Annotated in this window: 18 protein-coding genes and 2 pseudogenes; 19 read left to right on the plus strand and 1 reads right to left on the minus strand. The window is 71.6% G+C overall.

All coding sequences use genetic code 11. The annotated features are described in order from the left end of the window. Positions 1 to 3: 3 nt before the first annotated feature. The 18 genes and pseudogenes from GGE06_RS25375 (at position 4) to GGE06_RS25455 (ending at position 15596) form a co-directional block, all read left to right on the plus strand. On the plus strand, positions 4 to 762 hold the full coding sequence (locus GGE06_RS25375) for a hypothetical protein (RefSeq protein ID WP_184931957.1): 759 nt from the start codon (positions 4 to 6) through the stop codon (positions 760 to 762). Beyond that, the gene (locus tag GGE06_RS25380) at positions 759 to 1400 is read left to right on the plus strand and encodes a hypothetical protein (RefSeq protein ID WP_184931839.1); all 642 of its coding nucleotides are present in this window, start codon (positions 759 to 761) and stop codon (positions 1398 to 1400) included. Before GGE06_RS25375 ends, GGE06_RS25380 begins: the two co-directional genes overlap by 4 nt. Before the next feature lie 16 nt (positions 1401 to 1416). After that, positions 1417 to 1824 carry a hypothetical protein gene (locus GGE06_RS25385; protein ID WP_184931840.1) on the plus strand — a complete coding sequence of 136 codons (408 nt, stop codon included), beginning with the start codon at positions 1417 to 1419 and terminating at the stop codon, positions 1822 to 1824. A 275-nt stretch (positions 1825 to 2099) separates the two neighbouring features. Next, positions 2100 to 2483: a hypothetical protein gene (locus GGE06_RS25390; protein WP_184931841.1), complete on the plus strand. Its 384-nt coding sequence runs from the start codon at positions 2100 to 2102 to the stop codon at positions 2481 to 2483. Next, positions 2480 to 3280, plus strand: a complete 801-nt coding sequence (locus GGE06_RS25395) for an SPDY domain-containing protein (protein ID WP_184931842.1) — start codon at positions 2480 to 2482, stop codon at positions 3278 to 3280. Before GGE06_RS25390 ends, GGE06_RS25395 begins: the two co-directional genes overlap by 4 nt. 29 nt (positions 3281 to 3309) lie before the next feature. After that, positions 3310 to 4137: an SPDY domain-containing protein gene (locus GGE06_RS25400; protein ID WP_184931843.1), complete on the plus strand. Its 828-nt coding sequence runs from the start codon at positions 3310 to 3312 to the stop codon at positions 4135 to 4137. A gap of 90 nt (positions 4138 to 4227) precedes the next feature. Then, on the plus strand, positions 4228 to 4758 hold the full coding sequence (locus GGE06_RS42755; protein ID WP_246532736.1) for a hypothetical protein: 531 nt from the start codon (positions 4228 to 4230) through the stop codon (positions 4756 to 4758). Beyond that, on the plus strand, positions 4755 to 5507 hold the full coding sequence (locus tag GGE06_RS25405) for an SPDY domain-containing protein (RefSeq protein WP_312883289.1): 753 nt from the start codon (positions 4755 to 4757) through the stop codon (positions 5505 to 5507). The genes GGE06_RS42755 and GGE06_RS25405 overlap by 4 nt, the downstream gene beginning before the upstream one ends. A 46-nt stretch (positions 5508 to 5553) precedes the next feature. After that, positions 5554 to 7347: a type IV secretory system conjugative DNA transfer family protein gene (locus GGE06_RS25410; RefSeq protein ID WP_184931845.1), complete on the plus strand. Its 1794-nt coding sequence runs from the start codon at positions 5554 to 5556 to the stop codon at positions 7345 to 7347. A 176-nt stretch (positions 7348 to 7523) separates the two neighbouring features. Continuing rightward, a complete protein-coding gene (locus tag GGE06_RS25415) occupies positions 7524 to 7757 on the plus strand; it encodes a hypothetical protein (RefSeq protein WP_184931846.1) in 234 nt (77 codons plus the stop codon). Positions 7758 to 7807: 50 nt separating this feature from the next. Then, complete coding sequence (locus GGE06_RS25420) at positions 7808 to 8590, plus strand: hypothetical protein (protein ID WP_184931847.1); 783 nt, start codon at positions 7808 to 7810, stop codon at positions 8588 to 8590. Positions 8591 to 8688: 98 nt separating this feature from the next. Beyond that, entirely contained in the window at positions 8689 to 9501 is an 813-nt protein-coding gene (locus tag GGE06_RS25425) for a hypothetical protein (protein ID WP_184931848.1), read from the plus strand. A 504-nt stretch (positions 9502 to 10005) separates the two neighbouring features. Further along, positions 10006 to 10347, plus strand: coding sequence for a hypothetical protein (locus GGE06_RS25430; protein ID WP_246532737.1), 342 nt, complete (start codon positions 10006 to 10008; stop codon positions 10345 to 10347). Continuing rightward, on the plus strand, positions 10344 to 11633 hold the full coding sequence (locus tag GGE06_RS25435; protein ID WP_184931849.1) for a DNA cytosine methyltransferase: 1290 nt from the start codon (positions 10344 to 10346) through the stop codon (positions 11631 to 11633). Before GGE06_RS25430 ends, GGE06_RS25435 begins: the two co-directional genes overlap by 4 nt. Then, positions 11633 to 12765, plus strand: a pseudogene (locus tag GGE06_RS25440) (DnaB-like helicase N-terminal domain-containing protein). The gene GGE06_RS25435 and the pseudogene GGE06_RS25440 overlap by 1 nt, the downstream one beginning before the upstream one ends. A 14-nt stretch (positions 12766 to 12779) precedes the next feature. Further along, on the plus strand, positions 12780 to 14072 hold the full coding sequence (locus GGE06_RS25445; RefSeq protein WP_184931850.1) for a DUF317 domain-containing protein: 1293 nt from the start codon (positions 12780 to 12782) through the stop codon (positions 14070 to 14072). Positions 14073 to 14844: 772 nt separating this feature from the next. Beyond that, entirely contained in the window at positions 14845 to 15171 is a 327-nt protein-coding gene (locus GGE06_RS25450; RefSeq protein ID WP_184931851.1) for a DUF6087 family protein, read from the plus strand. Positions 15172 to 15275: 104 nt separating this feature from the next. Beyond that, positions 15276 to 15596, plus strand: coding sequence for a hypothetical protein (locus GGE06_RS25455; RefSeq protein WP_184931852.1), 321 nt, complete (start codon positions 15276 to 15278; stop codon positions 15594 to 15596). 21 nt (positions 15597 to 15617) lie between these two features. On the opposite strand, the gene GGE06_RS25460 is transcribed toward GGE06_RS25455, so the two are convergent. Continuing rightward, the gene (locus GGE06_RS25460) at positions 15618 to 15998 is read right to left on the minus strand and encodes a hypothetical protein (protein WP_184931853.1); all 381 of its coding nucleotides are present in this window, start codon (positions 15996 to 15998) and stop codon (positions 15618 to 15620) included. Between the two features lie 62 nt (positions 15999 to 16060). On the opposite strand from GGE06_RS25460, the pseudogene GGE06_RS42760 reads away from it, so the two are divergent. Next, positions 16061 to 16255: pseudogene (locus GGE06_RS42760) on the plus strand (DnaB-like helicase N-terminal domain-containing protein); the annotation flags it as partial. Positions 16256 to 16381: the final 126 nt, after the last annotated feature.

The following is a 16381-nucleotide window of genomic DNA, read 5'->3' on the forward strand; positions in this document are numbered from 1 at the left end:
ACCATGCACGACCACGACATCTCCGAGCGCCTCGCCTCGTACGCCGACGTCCTCGCCGGAGAACTCCCCGACATCTGGACCAGCTCCTACGTCCCGCCGGATGCCAAGGACGATCTCGCCGAACTCGCTGATCGCATCTGGGACCTGGACCTGGTCGCCGCCTCCCTCACCGAGCATCCTCTGCGGCAGGCAGCCGTCCTGAGCCGCTCGGACGGAGCCCAGCTCGTCCTCCTTGAGCGGCATGACGAGCGCGACGGCTTCCTCGTCGCCGCCGTCGCCCCGCGCGCCCTGCCCGACGAGGCGTACCGCGCCGTCCCCGAGCCCAACGGCATCGCCCTGGCGGACGACCCGTTCCTGAGTGCCGAGCAGGTCGCCGGCGACCTCCTTGCCCGTTACGACAGTGCCCTCGCCCAGGTCCGGGACAACGCCCTGGGCGGCATCCAGCCCTCCCAGCCCGACCGTCTCGTCCTGACCTGGCAGCCGGACGGCAGCGTCGCCACCGCCCCCGTCGGCGACCGGGCCGGTGCCGTCCTGGAAGCAAACGGCTTCATCCAGGACCCTCACAGCGGCATCTACCGCCTCGGCATGGATGACACCCAGGCGCAGGCCCGTGCCCTGCGCGCGATCGGACCGCAGCTCGAAGCGCTCGGCATCGGCACGGCGCTCCAGCACCCGGCCAGCCGGACCGTGCCCACCTCGGCTCCGGCGTCCGTGCCACCCGTTCCGGCCGGCACCCGAGCCCCGGCCGCCCGGGCTCGATGAGCCAGAAGGAGCCCGATTTCTGGGTGCTGGAGTACGTGACCATCACCCAGGACCCCCGCACCGGTCTGGTCGTCGCCATCGGCGGGATCGACCGGGCGGCGGACATCCTTCAGCGAACCGGCTTCCTCTCCGCCCCCGGGCCCCGCGGTGACTACCACCGGCTCCCCCACACACTGCCCTTCGAGGAACAGCGCCTGAAGGCGACCGCCGCCTCACACGCCCTGCTCACCGCGGGCCACAGCGTTCACCTCGACCCCGCCCTGAACACGCTGGCGACACCGGACGGCGATCGGGACGCGGCCCTGCGCTACCTCGCCCAGCTCGCCGAACGGACCTTCGCCGCCAAGACCAGTAGTGAGGTGGCCGAGGTCCTGACCGAGATCGCCGCCCCGGTCCACGGGCTGCTTCCCCTCGTCCGGGAAGTCGTGGTCAGGGCCTGGAACGCCGCGATCCGCCAAGACGCCCATGGCGAGGAAGCCGACCCCGTCGCACGGCTCGGGGACACCACGGACTCGCTGTCCCACGCTGCGTACCTCATCCGACTCGCCCGCGACCACGTCGGCGGCACTCCGCGAGAGCCGGCCGCCCCGTCACTGCCGCCGGGCCCCGCCCAGTCCCCGGTCGCCCGCCGCCGCTGACCCAGAAAGGAGATCCGTGGCCAATCTGGCCGACGAATACGGCACGGACGTGGAGCTCTACGTCAAGCCGTTGACCACCACCATCCACGCCGACACCCCCACTGGTGCTCCCGCCGCACTCCACGACCTGCTGGAACAGCTCGGGCTGAAGCGACACGAGTACCCCACCAGTGCGCCCCTCTACATCTGGCACACCGTGCCCGACGACCTCGCTGCGGACGAGCAAAGGCGCCTGGCGACCCGAGCCATCCCGGCCCTGCGCCTGGCCGGGTACAAGGTCAACTGCACTCCGGAAGTCTTCGACGAAGCCGCCTTCCAGCAGGCCGCGCACGAGGCCCGCGCCCGCACGACCCACGCCTCACCGCGGAACCCGGCACCGGCCCCCTGCTCCTCGCGCCCCGCACCAGCCCGGCGCACCCCGTAAGACCGTTCGGGCGGCCCCGGCCTCGGCTGGGGCCGCCTGCCCCGCCCCGCTCGACCTTCGGAGAAACCCGTAGCCCCCCGTACGCCCACACCGATCACCTCCCTGCTCAAGCCCCGCCTCGCGACAGCCCTGTTCCGCCGCTACCTGCGCGCCCTGCATCCCGACCGGCCCCGACCAGGTCTCCCCGCTGGCCGGCGCCCGTCCGGAGGCGGTCCTCGCCGAGACCCAGCGCGTCGGCCACCAGCACCACTGACCGCCCACCGACCCGGAGGAGCATGTCCCACCCCGCCCCCTACCCCGTGCGTCTGGCCGACGAGATCGCCCGACAGCTCGGCCGGCTGACCGACCACGTCGCCCAGCTCCCTCCCCACGAAGCGGTGCAGGTCATCGCTCATGTACTCGACCCGGACGGCGGACTACTCGACCGCGTCACCGGCCTCATGTCCGTCAGCAGCACGTTCGCGAAGACGCAGGCCGAGCGGGGCGTCCTGCCGGCCGAGGTGTGGCTCGCCCTCGGCCGGGCCACCAACGAACTCGACGCCATCGGAGGAGACCTGGACGAACACTGCGAGCCCCTCCATCACATCAGCAACCGGCCTGCCGCCCAGGCGACAAAGCCGCCGTCCCCCGCCCCACTCGTCATCCGGCGGCATCGATGAAGAGGACGTGGCGGGGCTGGGGACCGGACGAACAGGCCGAACAGCACTACCTCGTTTATCCCCGCAGCCTCGCCGGCGGTGGTGACGTCCGGCACATCTCCGAATTCCTGCGCGCCTCAGGATGGCGCGACCACTCCAAGACCGGCGGCCCCCTGGCCATGGGGAGCCCGGGCGGCACCGTCTGCATCTCCTACGACCCCTACGTCCAACCCGGCGGATGGACCATCCACGGTGCCGCGACCGGCCAAAACGACGAGTGGGCGGCACACCTGGGCCGGCAGACCCCAGTGGAGATCGTCGCCGGCCTCACCGACGCCCTCACCCGTCCGCGCTCCGCGCACGCCCCCAACGTCTGGGCACCACTGCAGGAGCAGAACTGGCACACGCGCTTCGAGGGCAAGCACTACACCGCGACCAGCCCCGACGGCAGCGCGTGGATGCAGTATCACCAGGGCCCCGACGGCGAGGCGATGTGGTGGACCGGGGCGAAGGACAGGCAGGGCAACGGCTGGACCGCGAACTTCTCGCCAAGCACGCCGATGCACCTGGTGCAAGCCTTCTCGGCCGAACTCGCCAACCCCGACCCCGTGATGCGTCCGCGCGGACACGTTCCACCGAGCGCGCAGATCCGTACCTGGTCGGTCTCCGTCAAGCCCTCCCAGCTCAGCGCGTGGCAGCAGGCCCGAATCACGGCCGCCCGGGCCGCCACCTGGGCCCGTAACAGCGCCCAGAGTGCCCGGCCGCGCGCCACCCCCCGCCCTTACACCCCCGCCAGCGGCACCCGGACCCGCCGCTGACCCGGTTCTTAGCCAGTTGGAGGACCACCGTGATCACCTGGCGTCAGCTCGACGCCTTCGCCAACGAGTACGCGAGCAAGCTCGGCTCGCCGGTCTCCCCGCGCTACCTCGCCGGCCCCGGCGATCCACGGCACGTCACACACGCTCTGTGCGCCGCCGGCTGGAGCACGCCCTGCGACCCGCTGCATCCGGTCATCCGCATGCAGAGCCCCGACCAGCAGCACGAGCTGGTCTTCAAGCCCTCCGCCCAGTACGCGCGCAACTGGTGGACGGTCCACAGCGGATTCGGCCCCAGCAACTGGTACGCCGCGTTCAGCGGCTCCACGCCGGTGGAGATCGTCGCCGGACTCACCGACACCCTCCTGCTCCCCGAACCGGAGGAGACCGCCCGGGAAAACTTCACGGCCATCCTCACCACACGCGGCTGGGAGCACACCACCGATGAACTCGGCGGTCACCAGATCATGTCGCCCGACCGCACCGCGATGGTCGAGCAGCGGATCTCGCCCTCCATGGGCCGTTGCGGCTGGGAGATCGAGGTCGCCCGCCACCACGGACCGCACGGGCCCGAGGGGCTGTTGTGGCGGGCCTCGTTGGACATCCGAACGCCCGGCCATGTGCTCGGCGCCGTCGCCACCGCCCTGTCCGACCCGGCACCCGTGCCGCGCCCGCGCTTCACCATCGACGAAAGCCCGCACCTGACCGTGGGCCGGGAAAACGTGATCGGCGAACAGATCGTGACCGCGCACCAACAGCGTCTCGCCGAGGCTCGCCAGCACCGTCCCACCACGCCGCCGGCCGCGGCCAGGCCGGCGCCGAACACTCCCGTCGTCGCGTCGCCCGCACGTAGCCGCTGACCACCGCCTTCGACACAAGGAAGCACCCTGACCACACCGTCCACCACCTTCCCGTCCGACCCGCACGCCCTCCTGCTGAGGCGGCTGGAGGTGTTCCTGGTCGAGAACGAGGCGATCCTCGCCGCCTGGGACGCCTACTCCGACAAGCACACCGACGCCGACGGCTGGCCGTACGACGAGGTGTCGTACGGCTGGCGCATGGTCCAGCGGGACTCCGAGACCTGGAGAGCGTTCCAGGAGGTCCGCCCCTCGGCCCGGGAGCTGCTCGCCACGGCCGCCGTCCAGCTCCAGCACATCAACGCCGATGACATCGAGCCCCGATGGGCGTGGCAGGTCGCCGAGCTCGCCCGCGCCCTGGAGAAGCTGAAGACGCTCCAGCGCGGGCATGCCGAAGTCCGCGAAGCCCGGCGGGACTTGCCGCCGGTGTCGCAGGAGGAGTTCGTCGACTCTCTTGCCGAGCGCAACGAGGAGGCATGGGATTCCCTGGACACCTGGGCCACCCAGGGCCGGGCCCTCCTCGGCATCCACGCCGTCGCCCTCAAGGCGCCGACACGCATCTTGGGTGCCGTACCGGCCCCGGCGGCGTCGCCGGTGCGACGCCCGGCGGGGAGGCGCGGGTGAGCGTCAAGGTCGAGCAGGCACTCATCTCCCCCCGCTACCTCGCCGGCCCCGGCGACCCGGCCTGGATCACCGCGGCCCTGCACGCCGGCGCCGGGTGGAGCCACGGCCACGACCCGCTCATGCCCCGGGTCATCCTGACCAGCCCTGACCAGAAGTCGATGCTCCGCCTCGAGCCCCATCCGAACGAGCCGTGGTGGCACCTCTCGCATCGCGACGGCCGCACCGGATCGGTCTGGAACGCCTCCTTCGACGGCGGGACGCCCGTCGAGCTGATCGCCTCGGTCACCGACGCGCTCACCGACCCCGGCTACAACGCGCGGGCGATATCCGCCCCCTACCAGCCGCTGTGGGATGCCGGATGGGACTCCATTCGCAACGGGGAGTTCCGCTCGCCGGACGGCCGGGTGAGGGGCGAGCACTTCAATCTCTCCGGCAGCCGCAACTGGCGCATCACGGCCAGCCTCGACGAGGACGACCCCGTGTGGAAAGCCTGGTTCAGCAGCGGCACACCCCGAGTTCTCGTGGCCGCGTTCATGCAGGCGCTCGCCGATCCGGAGCCGGTACAGCGCTCCCACGAGCAGACGGTCGGTCTCTCCCGCCGAAGGATCACCCTGCACTGGCAGGAGTGGCCGGCCGAGAGTGTCGCCCGCGCGCTGCCGGAGCGGATCGAGCGTCTCGCCGCCCGCCGCGCCAGCCCGCCACCGCCCGCGCCTCCCACCCCGCCGTCGGCGCCCCGCCGCGCCCGCTGACGCTTCCTCGCCCCACCAGGGTCCACACCGTTCAAGGAACCACCGCTTGCGCTCCGCTCCCTCCTCCAGTTCCGACGGCTACGACATAGCCCTGAAGGTCCTCCTCGGCGCCTTCGCCGTCGGCCTCCCCCTCGCCTCCATCGCCTGGCTCGGCGGCAACCTCACCGCCTGGGCCACCGGCACCGGCACCTGGGCGCCCTACCGGCCGGCCGATGCTCTCCTGCGCCCCGAACAGCTGTGGCCGCAGGCCGGAGAAACATCTCTGCTCCTGACCACCCGCGTCATCCCCGTGCTGGTGACGCTGCTGCTCGCCGCCGTTGGCGGAGCCGTGTGGCTGCGATACAAGAACCGAGGTGGTGGCCGGAAGAAGAAGATCGACGGGATGGCCAAGGCCCGCGACATCGAGCCGCTGCTCGCCAAGGCCATCGAATCCAAGGCGCGCTCGCTGCGGCCGAGCCTGAAGGCCGCCAAGCACATCGAGCCGCGCGACGCCGGCGTCCTCCTCGGCAACCTCGCCGGGACCCGTCACGAGGTCCGCATGGGCTTCGAGGACGTCGCCGTCGCGATCATGGCCCCGCGCTCCGGCAAGACCACCAGCTTGGCGATCCCTTCCATCCTCGCCGCGCCCGGACCGGTCCTGCTGACCTCGAACAAGGCGGCCGGCGACGCCTACACCGCGTGCCTCGACGCGCGCGCCGCCGTGGGACGGGTGTGGTCGATGGACCCGCAGCAGATCGCCCACGCGGAGCGGACCATGTGGTGGAACCCGCTCGCCGACGCCAAGACCCTCGACGGCGCCGGACGGCTCGCCGGACACTTCCTCGCAGCGAGCGTCGATGCCTCCCAGCAGGGCGACTTCTGGTCGAAGGCCGGCAGCAACATCCTGTCCCAGTTGCTCCTGGCCGCAGCCCTGGACGAGCGGCCGATCACCGACATCATGCAGTGGCTGGCCTTCCCGGCCGACCGCACCCCGCTCGACATCCTCCGCGATCACGGCTTCGCCGCGGTCGCAGCCCAGCTCAAGGGCACCGTCGAGGGCCCGCCCGAGACGCGGGACGGCATCTACGAGACCGCCCGCCAGTACGCCGCCGCCCTTCTCAACAACGAGATCGCCGCCTGGGTCACCCCGCAGAAGGACGTCGCAGAGTTTCGGCCGGCCGACTTCGTGACCTCCACGGACACTCTGTTCCTGTTGTCGAAGGACGGCGGAGGCGGCGCGAGCGCGCTGATCGCGGCGTGCGCGGACTCCGTGATGCGGGCGGCGACCGCTCAGGCCGAGCGGGCCGGCGGCCGGCTGGATCCGCCGATGCTCGCGATCCTCGACGAGGCCGCCAACGTCTGCAAGATCTCGGACTTGCCCGACCTGTACTCCCACCTCGGGTCGCGCGGGATCATCCCGATCACGATCCTGCAGTCCTACCGCCAGGGCCAGAAAGTGTGGGGTGACGCGGGCATGGACGCGATGTGGTCGGCGGCCACGGTGAAGGTGATCGGCTCCGGCATCGACGACCCGGACTTCGCCGACAAGCTGAGCAGGATGATCGGCGACCACGACATCGAGACGACCAGCACGTCGGTCTCCGAGTCCGGCAAGTCCACCTCGATCAGCATGCGGCAGGAACGGATCCTGCCCGCCGACGCCATCCGCGCCCTGCCCAAGGGCAGCGCGTTGTGCCTGGCCACCGGCATGCGCGTCGCCATGCTTGACCTGCGCCCCTGGTACGCCGAGCCCGGTGCCGACGAGCTCGCCGCCGCCTCCGCCCGCGCCTCGCAGGCCATCACCGCCCGCGCCGTCGCCAAACAGCGACCTTCCAAGGGCGACTTCGAGCAGGCCGCGTAACGGTCCTCTTCCCCTGCCGCTGACGGGCCCCGGCCCTGTCCGCGCACACCGGTCCCACGAACAGGACGTTCCTGAACGGAGGTTCTCCCACGTCTCCCAGCACCCCGACCGCGCATGACGTCGCCTGTGCGCTCACCGGCCGGATCCGTCCCGGCGCCGCACCCCGTGACGCGACCGTGAACTTCGCCGCCCGTCGGCAGGCGGTGGCCGGCGACGGTCCCCGCTCCTGCCGCGGTCCGATCACGGCCTTCGCCCAAGCGATCCCCGCCACGCTCTTCGGCCTGCCCACAGAAGCTGATCCACTGGCCACCGCCCGCGACCACCACCTCCTCGCCCAGCCCGGCACCCGCATGCCCCCGGTCGCTTCCCCGACCGTCACGCGAACGACCAAGTCGGGGCGGGGCCTGTGACGCCGTCCGAGCACGAACACCCCGTCAGTCCGCAGTCACAGGAGATCCCGATGCCTGCTCGTCTCCTCGCCCTGGCCGAGGAGTTCGCCAGCTTCCATGACGACCTGCGACTCCTGCGCGTCGGAGAGCACCTCTCGCGGGAGATCGCCGAGGCCCTCGCCACGCGGGCGGGCGCCATCTCCTGGTACGTCCAGGACGTCCAGAAGGCCGCCGTACGGATCCGCCTGCCCCTCACTCCCGTCGCCCACGACGTGTACATCCGGATGACGCTGCTCGCCACGCAGGCCGCGACAGCCGCCGACGACCTGCGGATCACCGAGAGCCTCCTGCGCACCCTCTCCGCTGAGGAGATGGCGCAGCGGCCCGGTGGCCGTACGAAGCACGTCCAGGACACGCTCATCGAGGCGGGGCGGCACGTGGATGCGGCCAGGACCCTGACCGCCCTGGGAGCACCCGACCTCGTCGGTGCCGCCGCCGACCTCGCGGGCGCGGTGCGTGCCCAGCACGGCGCCGAGCCTGCCGCTGTGATGTCGTCCTCCCAGTACCGGTGCCTCCTGGCCGTCGCCCAGGGCTACGTCAGCGTGGACGCCCGAACGGTCGAAGAAGCCTGGCTGCGGTTGGACCGGCTGTCCATGGCCACGGTCCGCTCCCTGGAGGCGCGGAACTGGGTCACCCGCGCGCCCCACCCGCTGGACACGTCGCTCTCGGTGCGCTTGTACCTGACCGACGCCGGCCGCGTGGCGCTCGCCTCTCGGCTCGGCCGTCCCCCCGCCCCCGCCTCGAACCGGCTTGCCGCGCCCGCGGCGCAGCCCGCCCGAACCCGACTTCGCTGATCCAAGGACCGCCGCGCCGGCGCCTGCGTCGCGCCGCCCGGCGGCAGGGCCGGTGCTCGCGATTCCCTCGTCTTCTCTTCTCCAAGGAGTCCCGCTTCTTGACACACCCGTTCACTCCCGGCCCGATCGATGAAGACCTGTGGACCCTGACCCAGTACCTGCTGAAGTGCGGCGACTTGCTGGACGACCTCACGCGGCAGCCGGGCGAGGCACCACAGCGGCTGGCGGACACCATCCGTACGGGCAGCGCCCTGTACCGGACCTCGCTGCACACCGGCAAACTTCTGGCCCAGGCATCACTCTCCGACGCGGCGACCACCGTCGACGGCCAGGAAGCGATCACCGTCCTCCGTCGACTCGCCGAGGCCACCTCGAACGCCGCCACGCGCGCGTCGGACGCCGTCTCCGCCCTCGCCCACGGCGACACCGCCTCGGCCGACCAGTTGCTGAAGCAGTCGCGCGCGCACCTGTACCGAACGCCAGTGGCCGTCCAGGACGTCAGCGGCGCCCTGCTGCGGCACGACGGCTACCTCTACGCCCAGGAACGGGCGGCGCGGGAGAACCTCGACACCAGCACACCTACCATCAAGGTCAGCGAAGCCCAGCGCAGGGGCCTCGCCGTGTTCGCCCGCGGTGAGGCCGTCGTCCACGAGAGCGCCGCGGGCACCCGAGAAGTCATCGCCCCTCTGTACGCGTACATGAGGGGGACCACCATCGACGCCCTTCTGGACAAGGGACTGATCAGCCTCACCCAGCTCGTCCAGCAGGACCGATACGGCGTACGGCTCACGACCGCCGGCACCCAAGCCCTCCTGTCGGCGCGTCCGGCACAAAACCGCGACCTCGTACGCACCACGCCAGCACCGGTCAAGACGAAGGGCATCACACCGCCCGCGCGTACGCGACGGTGACGCCCCTGCCCGCGAAGAAGCCGCTCCGCCAGCCTCCCGCGCATCCGGGCGCACCGCAGCCTCCGTCCCGGCGCGACGGCCAGGGAAGCCGGCCCGGCTCGCCATCCCACCGCCCACTACCTTCGTCCGTCCGTCCCCCGCGGTCTGCACGAAGACATCACCGACCACATACCCGCGCCGCCCTCGCCGTCCCGCTCGATTCGGCCCGCGCCGCCTGGCGGATCACCGATCGCGTCCTGCCCCGTTACACCGCCGCCGTGGCCGACGCCCGTGAGGCCGCCGCCGCTCTGGCCACGCGCCGCATACACCACCCCGTGCCGCTCCCGGGCCCGCGCCGCAGTCGCTGACGCTCCCTGCCTGCCCATAGGCCGACCGAGGCACCCACACAAGGAGACCGTCCTGTCCAACCTCACTCATGCACTCGCCCTCTACGACATGGCCGGCCAGGTCGACCGCCTCCGGTTTCAGCTGCGGACCCTGCCGCCAGCACCTGCGATCCCGGCCGTGGACAGCGTCTCCGCCCGCGTCGATCACGGAAATTCCCAGTGGCGAAAAATCCGCGATACCTCGCCCTCGGAGTGGGAGGACGTCGTCGAGTTCGACGCGGCCATCCTCAAGGGCATCGCCCGCGCCAACGCGACCGGGAACACCCTGCTGGGCGAGGCGTTCCTGCACCGATCGCGCGTCCCGCTCGGCGAGGCCCCGATCGACCACGTCACCAGGGCCGAACGCGCCGCCCTCGACGACGCCGAAGCCGAGGCCGCCGAGCTGGGCGTGGTGAACGGCTGCTCCCCCTGGAGCTGCCGCGGTGACGCCGAGCAGGACGACTTCGGTCTCGCGTCGTGATACTGCCGAAGGGGCTCGTGCTCGACCTGTTCGCCGGCCCCGGCGGCTGGAGTGTCCCCCTGCACCGCTTCGGGATCCGCGACGTCGGGCTGGAGTGGGACGAATGGGCCTGCAAGACGAGGGCGGCGGCCGGTCTGCTGACGATCCGCACGGATGTGGCGACGTACCCGGCGTGGATCTTCGCCGGCAGGGTCCGGGGGTTCATCGCTTCGCCGCCTTGTCAGGCATGGTCCATGGCGGGCAAGCGCCTCGGCCTGGTGGACCAGCCACTCGTCCACCAGGCGGTTGCCGATCTCGCCGCCGGCCTCGACACCCGCACCAAGCTCCTGGTCGCCTGTCGCGATGAACGCTCCCTGCTCGCGGCCGAGCCGATGCGCTACCTGCATGCCCTGAACGCCGTCGGTGAGCCGGAGTGGGTGGCCATGGAAGAGGTCCCTGACGTGCTGCCGCTGTGGAAGCAGTACGCGCAGATCCTGAGGTCCTGGGGCTTCTCCGTGTGGTGCGGCATCCTCAACTCTGCGGACTACGGGGTGCCTCAGACCCGGCGGCGGGCGATCCTGCTCGCCTCCCGCGTCCGTACCGCCGAACCTCCGGCGCCGACCCACGCCCAGGTCGCCGAGCCCGAGAGCCTCTTCGGGCCGGGTCGCGCCCGCTGGGTGTCCATGGCCGAGGCCCTCGGTTGGGGAGCGACCGACCGTCCCGTCCCGACGGTCTGCGCCGGCGGCGGGCCGGGCGGCGGGCCTGAACCGTTCCCGTCGGGCTCCCGCAAGACCCTCACCGACGCGCGGGAGCGCGGCACCTGGATGCCGCGTCCGGACGGAGTGGTCCTGAACTCCCTTCGCGAAGGCGCAGGGTGGGCGGCCCGGCACGGCACCCGCGAGAACCGTGCCGCCACCGCCCCGGCGCCGACGTTCACCTCCGAGGCGCATCGCTGGTCGTGGTCTCTGCGCAGCAACAACCAGGCCAACGCGACTGTCCGGTCCATCGAGGAGCCGGCAGGCACGCTGTTCTTCGGGCACCGTGCCAACGAGTGCACCTGGGTCGCCGAACCGGTCCCGACGTCGGCGCAGGACGGCGAGGTGCCCTCGGTGCCGGAGCCGATCCGGATCACCGCTCGCGAGGCCGGCCTGCTGCAGACCTTCCCCGGCGACTACCCGTGGGCCGGGAACAAGGGCCAGCAGTTCTCGCAGATCGGCAACGCGGTTCCGCCCTTGCTCGCCGGCCACCTCCTCGCCCCGCACCTCGGTGTCACCCTCGACCCCAACGACTTCACCCTGGCCGCTTGATGCCCCACAACCTCGATCCAGACGAGGACGATCTCGACACGATCCCGGCGCCGCAGCCGGTGTTCCATGTCGAGCAAGTCCTCCTCGGCGCCCTTCTTCTCGATCCGCGACGTCTCGGCGACGTGACCGGGATCTGCGCCGACTCGTTCTCCACCGCCGCGCACGCCGCCGTGTTCGCCGCGATCAACGCCCTGCCGCCTCCCGACCCGGACGAGCACGCGAGGAACATCACGTGGCTGAACAAGGTGCTCGCCTCGGGTCGTGAGCAGGCACGCAGCTTGACCGCCTCCTACCTGCACACCCTCATCCAGGTCTGTCTCTGGCCGAGGCACGCGGCGGCCTACGCACGGATGGTCGAGGCCGAACACGCCCGCCGTCGGCTACGCGCCGCCGCCGAGCACCTCCTCCAGACTGCCCACGACGACACCCTCGCGCACCCCGTCCCGACAGTGCTCGCCGAGGCCGACGTGCTCGCCGCCGTCGTGGACGACATCGCCACACGCTTCCCTCCACGCGCCGGCGCCCTGCCCCGCGCCCCCGCCTCCCCGCCGGCCATCGTGCCCGACCACACCGAGGCGACGGAGGAGGAGCAGTTGCTGCTCGCGACCGCCACCGCCCGCCCCGCCGACATCGAGTCCGTACGGTGGCTTCTGGCCGAAGACTTCACCCAGCCCCTGCACGCCGGCCTGTGGCAGTGCCTCACCACCCTCGTCCGCCGCCACGAGCCCGTCGACCCCGTCACCGTCCTGTGGGAAGCCAGCAGCGCGGCCTCCTCCACGACGGACGCGAGCCGAGCGACGTACTGCGTCTTCTCGCCGAGCCCGCAGGCTCCGTCGAACACTGGAGCCAACGCGTCCTCACACGCTCGCTCCTGACCACGGTGGACCACGCCGCCCGTCGCATACAGGCGTACTCCGACGACCCGCTGAACACACCTTTCCAGCTCGTCGCCGGTGCCCGCCGGGCCCTCGCCGACATCGGCGCCGTCCGTACCCGCTGGCAGCATGCCACCGGCCGCCCGCTGCCCGAGCGAGCGCGGGCCGCGCCCACCACACGCCCCGGCCCCTCGACGCGCCGTGCCCCCGTCGCCTCGCCGCCGTCCGCGCGCCCCACCACCGGGCGAACCCCCTAACCTCCGAAGGCCCGATGCCGTACGCCTCCGCCAACGCCCACGTCCACTTCGCCCTCCACCCCGACCACCAGCCCGCCGTCATCGCCACCACGACGGGCCCCACGGCCGACGCCGCCCGCTCCCACCTGTACGACCACGGCTTCCGCAGCACCGGCCCGGCCACGATGGTCCTGGCGCGCATCGACCTCGAAGAGCCCCACTACACCGCCCGCGCCGCCGAACAGCTCCGGCTGTCCGGGTTCATCACCGAGATCGACCCCGCCCTCCAGGAGGAGATCGACACCGAGTGGACCTGGGCGAACTACTCCATGCCCTGGTGCTCCCGCGCGGAGATCCGCGAGGTCGGCGCCGCGGCCCAGCGCATCCACGACGACATCGCTACCGGCCACCTGACCATTCACCTGCACGCCGACGACGGCCACACCACCGTCGCCGTCGGCTCCTACACCACCGGCGTGCGCCGGCACATCCACCTCCACGGGGAGGACCACCTCCGGCAGATCTCCACCTCGTACGATACCGAAGCCGAGGCCGTCGCCGAGTTCCACCGGCTGTACTCCGTCGCCGTCCGCCCCGGCCCCGCCCCGCTCACCGACCTCGAACAGGCCGTCCGCCGACTCCTCACGGGCACGACCCCGTCCACCGCCGAGGCAACCTCCGCGCCCGCGACCGAGCCTCCGGTCGCGGAACCCGGCGAGCACGAGGCGTTCCTCGCCGCCCTCTTCTACGAAGACCGCCAATGGGAGAGGTACCGTCCCTCCGACGAGACGACCATCGCCTCCCACGAATCCCTGACCGTACGGGTCGAGTTCGACCACGAAGCACGTCACCGCACTGACGTCGCCTGGACGGTCGCCGAGTACGACGGCCCGGTCGGCGAGCGCCTCTGGCACGCCACCCTCACCGCCGGCACTCCCGTCCCCCTCATCCACACGATCCTGCAGCACCTCGACGCCCCGACGCTCACCACCGCAGGCCACCCGGACGACGTCCTCCACGGCGCCGCCTGGCACCCGGCGAGCCACCCCGCCAGCACCACCTGGGCCGCACCTGACCGGAGCATCGTCTTCGAGTCCACCCCGCATGCCGTGGCGGACCGATGGACGCTGTACGGCGGGGAGGACCTCGACCGCGCGGCGTGGACCATCCGTCTGTCCGCCGGCGTTCCCTACGACCTTCTGGCCCAGCTCGCCGGCACCGCCGCCGACCTGATTCCGTCACCCACACGGCTGAGCCCGAAGCCGCTCCCGGCACCCGCCCGCGGGCTTCCCGCAACCGCGCCCGCCCAGCGCGTCCGCGGTCGGTAACCGGCCCCGGGCAACACACCTAGGGGCTGCTGTTCACGATCTTCGCGTCAGCCGAGAGGCCGTGTGGGTACTGCTGCGTCGACCGCCGATAGTGGCCGCTCCCGTACCGCTGTCAGCCCGGTAGCGGGCGACATCCCGGACATGCCGCATCGCCCTCGGGCCACACGGCGTACACCCACTCGCACCTGGAACACATCACGATGTGGATGTAGTTGCAGGGGCACATGTCGTCGATGCACGACGGCTGGCCAGGGCAGACGTACGGCTCCCGCGCAGGCGCTGGACGTGGCAGTCGCTCTGCTGGAGGCAGGGTCTCCAGGTAGGCGATGTAGTCCGGACGCTCCCGTGCCGGGCATCCCTCCGGGCAGGGGCCTGAGACCCACGAGTCGTGCCCGGGGATCGGGTCGTCCTCCTCGCAGCGGGGAGCCACCCACGGGTCCCAGACGGGGAGGTTGTACGAGCGGCGCAGGGCCTTGGCGGCTTCGGTGTACGACTCTCCGGTGGTCGCCTGGCGGCGGCGTACGGGGCCCTTACGGGCGTGGTCGGCAGGCATGGCAGCTCCAGGGCATCCAGAGGGGGGTCTGAATGCGCTGGTGCCGAGCACCTTGTCCAAGCGCGTCAGCGGAGCCGACCACGCGGGCCTGCGCACGGCCCGCCCCGCCAACTCGCAGGGCGCACCGAGCGTAGCAGCCCCCGGGCGCCCCGAAGGGGGCCATCACTCGTACGAGGGACAGGGTGGCCGGCCAGCCTGTCCCTCAGTCACGATGCCTGGATGCAGGATGACGAACCGCTGGAGGAGTGGGCTCGCCGACGCGACGCACGCCAGGCCGCCTCGAAGGGCAAGCGGCGCGCGGTGCCGCTCGGCGAGGGTCCCCACCGCGGGGCCCACGTCGACCCCGGCGCACCACGAGCGATCGAGGAGTGGACCGGCACGGACTGGGCGGTGATCGGCGTCGTCGAGAGCCTTGCCGCCGCGCAAGCCGTCTTGTACCCGCCGCCGCCCGTACAGGAGAAGCCTGCCGAGTGGGACCGGCCCGCGCTGGGCAGGGGGCGAGGTCGGCACCGAAAGCCGACCGCGGCAGAAGAGCGGGATCGGTAAGCGGCACAGCGCCCGGGCGCAGGGGGTTTGATCTCGAACTGGCCCATCCGGGCAGTACCTTCAAGGGGTTCGGTATGAAATTCGGGGACAGGGGACGGAACAGCATGTCGACGGACAATATGTCGATGGGCAAGCGGGTGTTGCGCGAGATCGGCATGGTGGCCAAGGAGAGCGTGCGGGCCACTTACCGCAAGGAGTGGGAACTCGGCTTCGACGATGCCGCCCAGACCTGCCTGGGTGTCCTGTCTGAAGCCGCAGACGAGCTGCGGACGAAGATGAAGACCGGGAACTTGTCCAAGCAAGAGCAGCCACTGCTCGCGCGGCTGGAAGAGCTGGAGGAGGAGATGGGCAAGCGACTCCAGAGCGCCTGGGAAGCGGAGCCTGCTGTAGAAGCCTTGCCGCAGCCGTCTGTCAGCCGCCACTAGCAAACTCGGCTGCCCTGAGGGTCACTTCCGAGGGTCGGCCCTGTACGTCACGACGTCGGGCACACCGAGGATCATGCCGGTGATGCAGCCCTTGTTCCAGGCTTCGCGCTCGTCGCCGTCCAGGCCGTCGGGCAGCTTGTCTGCGCACTCCCGTTGTCCCACGGAGACGGGATATCGGGTGTCGGGGCCGCCAGGGCGGGTGCACATGTCCTGCCGGGCAGCCACCTCCCCGCCGGTCGTGCAGTACGTGAAGTTGGTGTCGATGACGCGCTCCGCGTAGTCCGTCGCCGTCTGCTCGCCGAACCGATAGCCGTCCCAGTACCTCGCGGTCTTGTCTTCCTCTGTGGTGCAGCCGGCGAGCACGAGAGCGGCGAGGGCGAGCGGTACGAAGGTGCGTCGCATGCGCCGGAGCATACGAGAAGAGCCCCGGCCCCCGCGGGGGGCCGGGGCTCTGGTCAGACCAGACGGTCCACGACGCTTCCCTGCCGGAGCCCGTCCAGGCAGTGCTCGCCGTGGCCGTGGACGACATCGGCGCGCGCTTCCCGCCCCGCGCCGGCGTCCTGCCCCGCACCCCAGCGCCCCCGCCGGCAGTCGTGCCCGACCACACCGAGGCGGCGGAGGAGAAGCAGTTGCTGCTCGCGACCGCCACCGCCCACCCGCTCAGCGGTCCCGGCATCGCTGAGCAGACCGGTCGCCCTCGCCTCCCAGCGCGACGGTGCTGGCCTCGAACAACAGCGGGCCCGCACATACCAAGTACGTGCGAGCCCGCTTACTGAAGAGATCAG

This window comes from Streptomyces nymphaeiformis (assembly GCF_014203895.1).
Lineage (GTDB): Bacteria > Actinomycetota > Actinomycetes > Streptomycetales > Streptomycetaceae > Streptomyces > Streptomyces nymphaeiformis.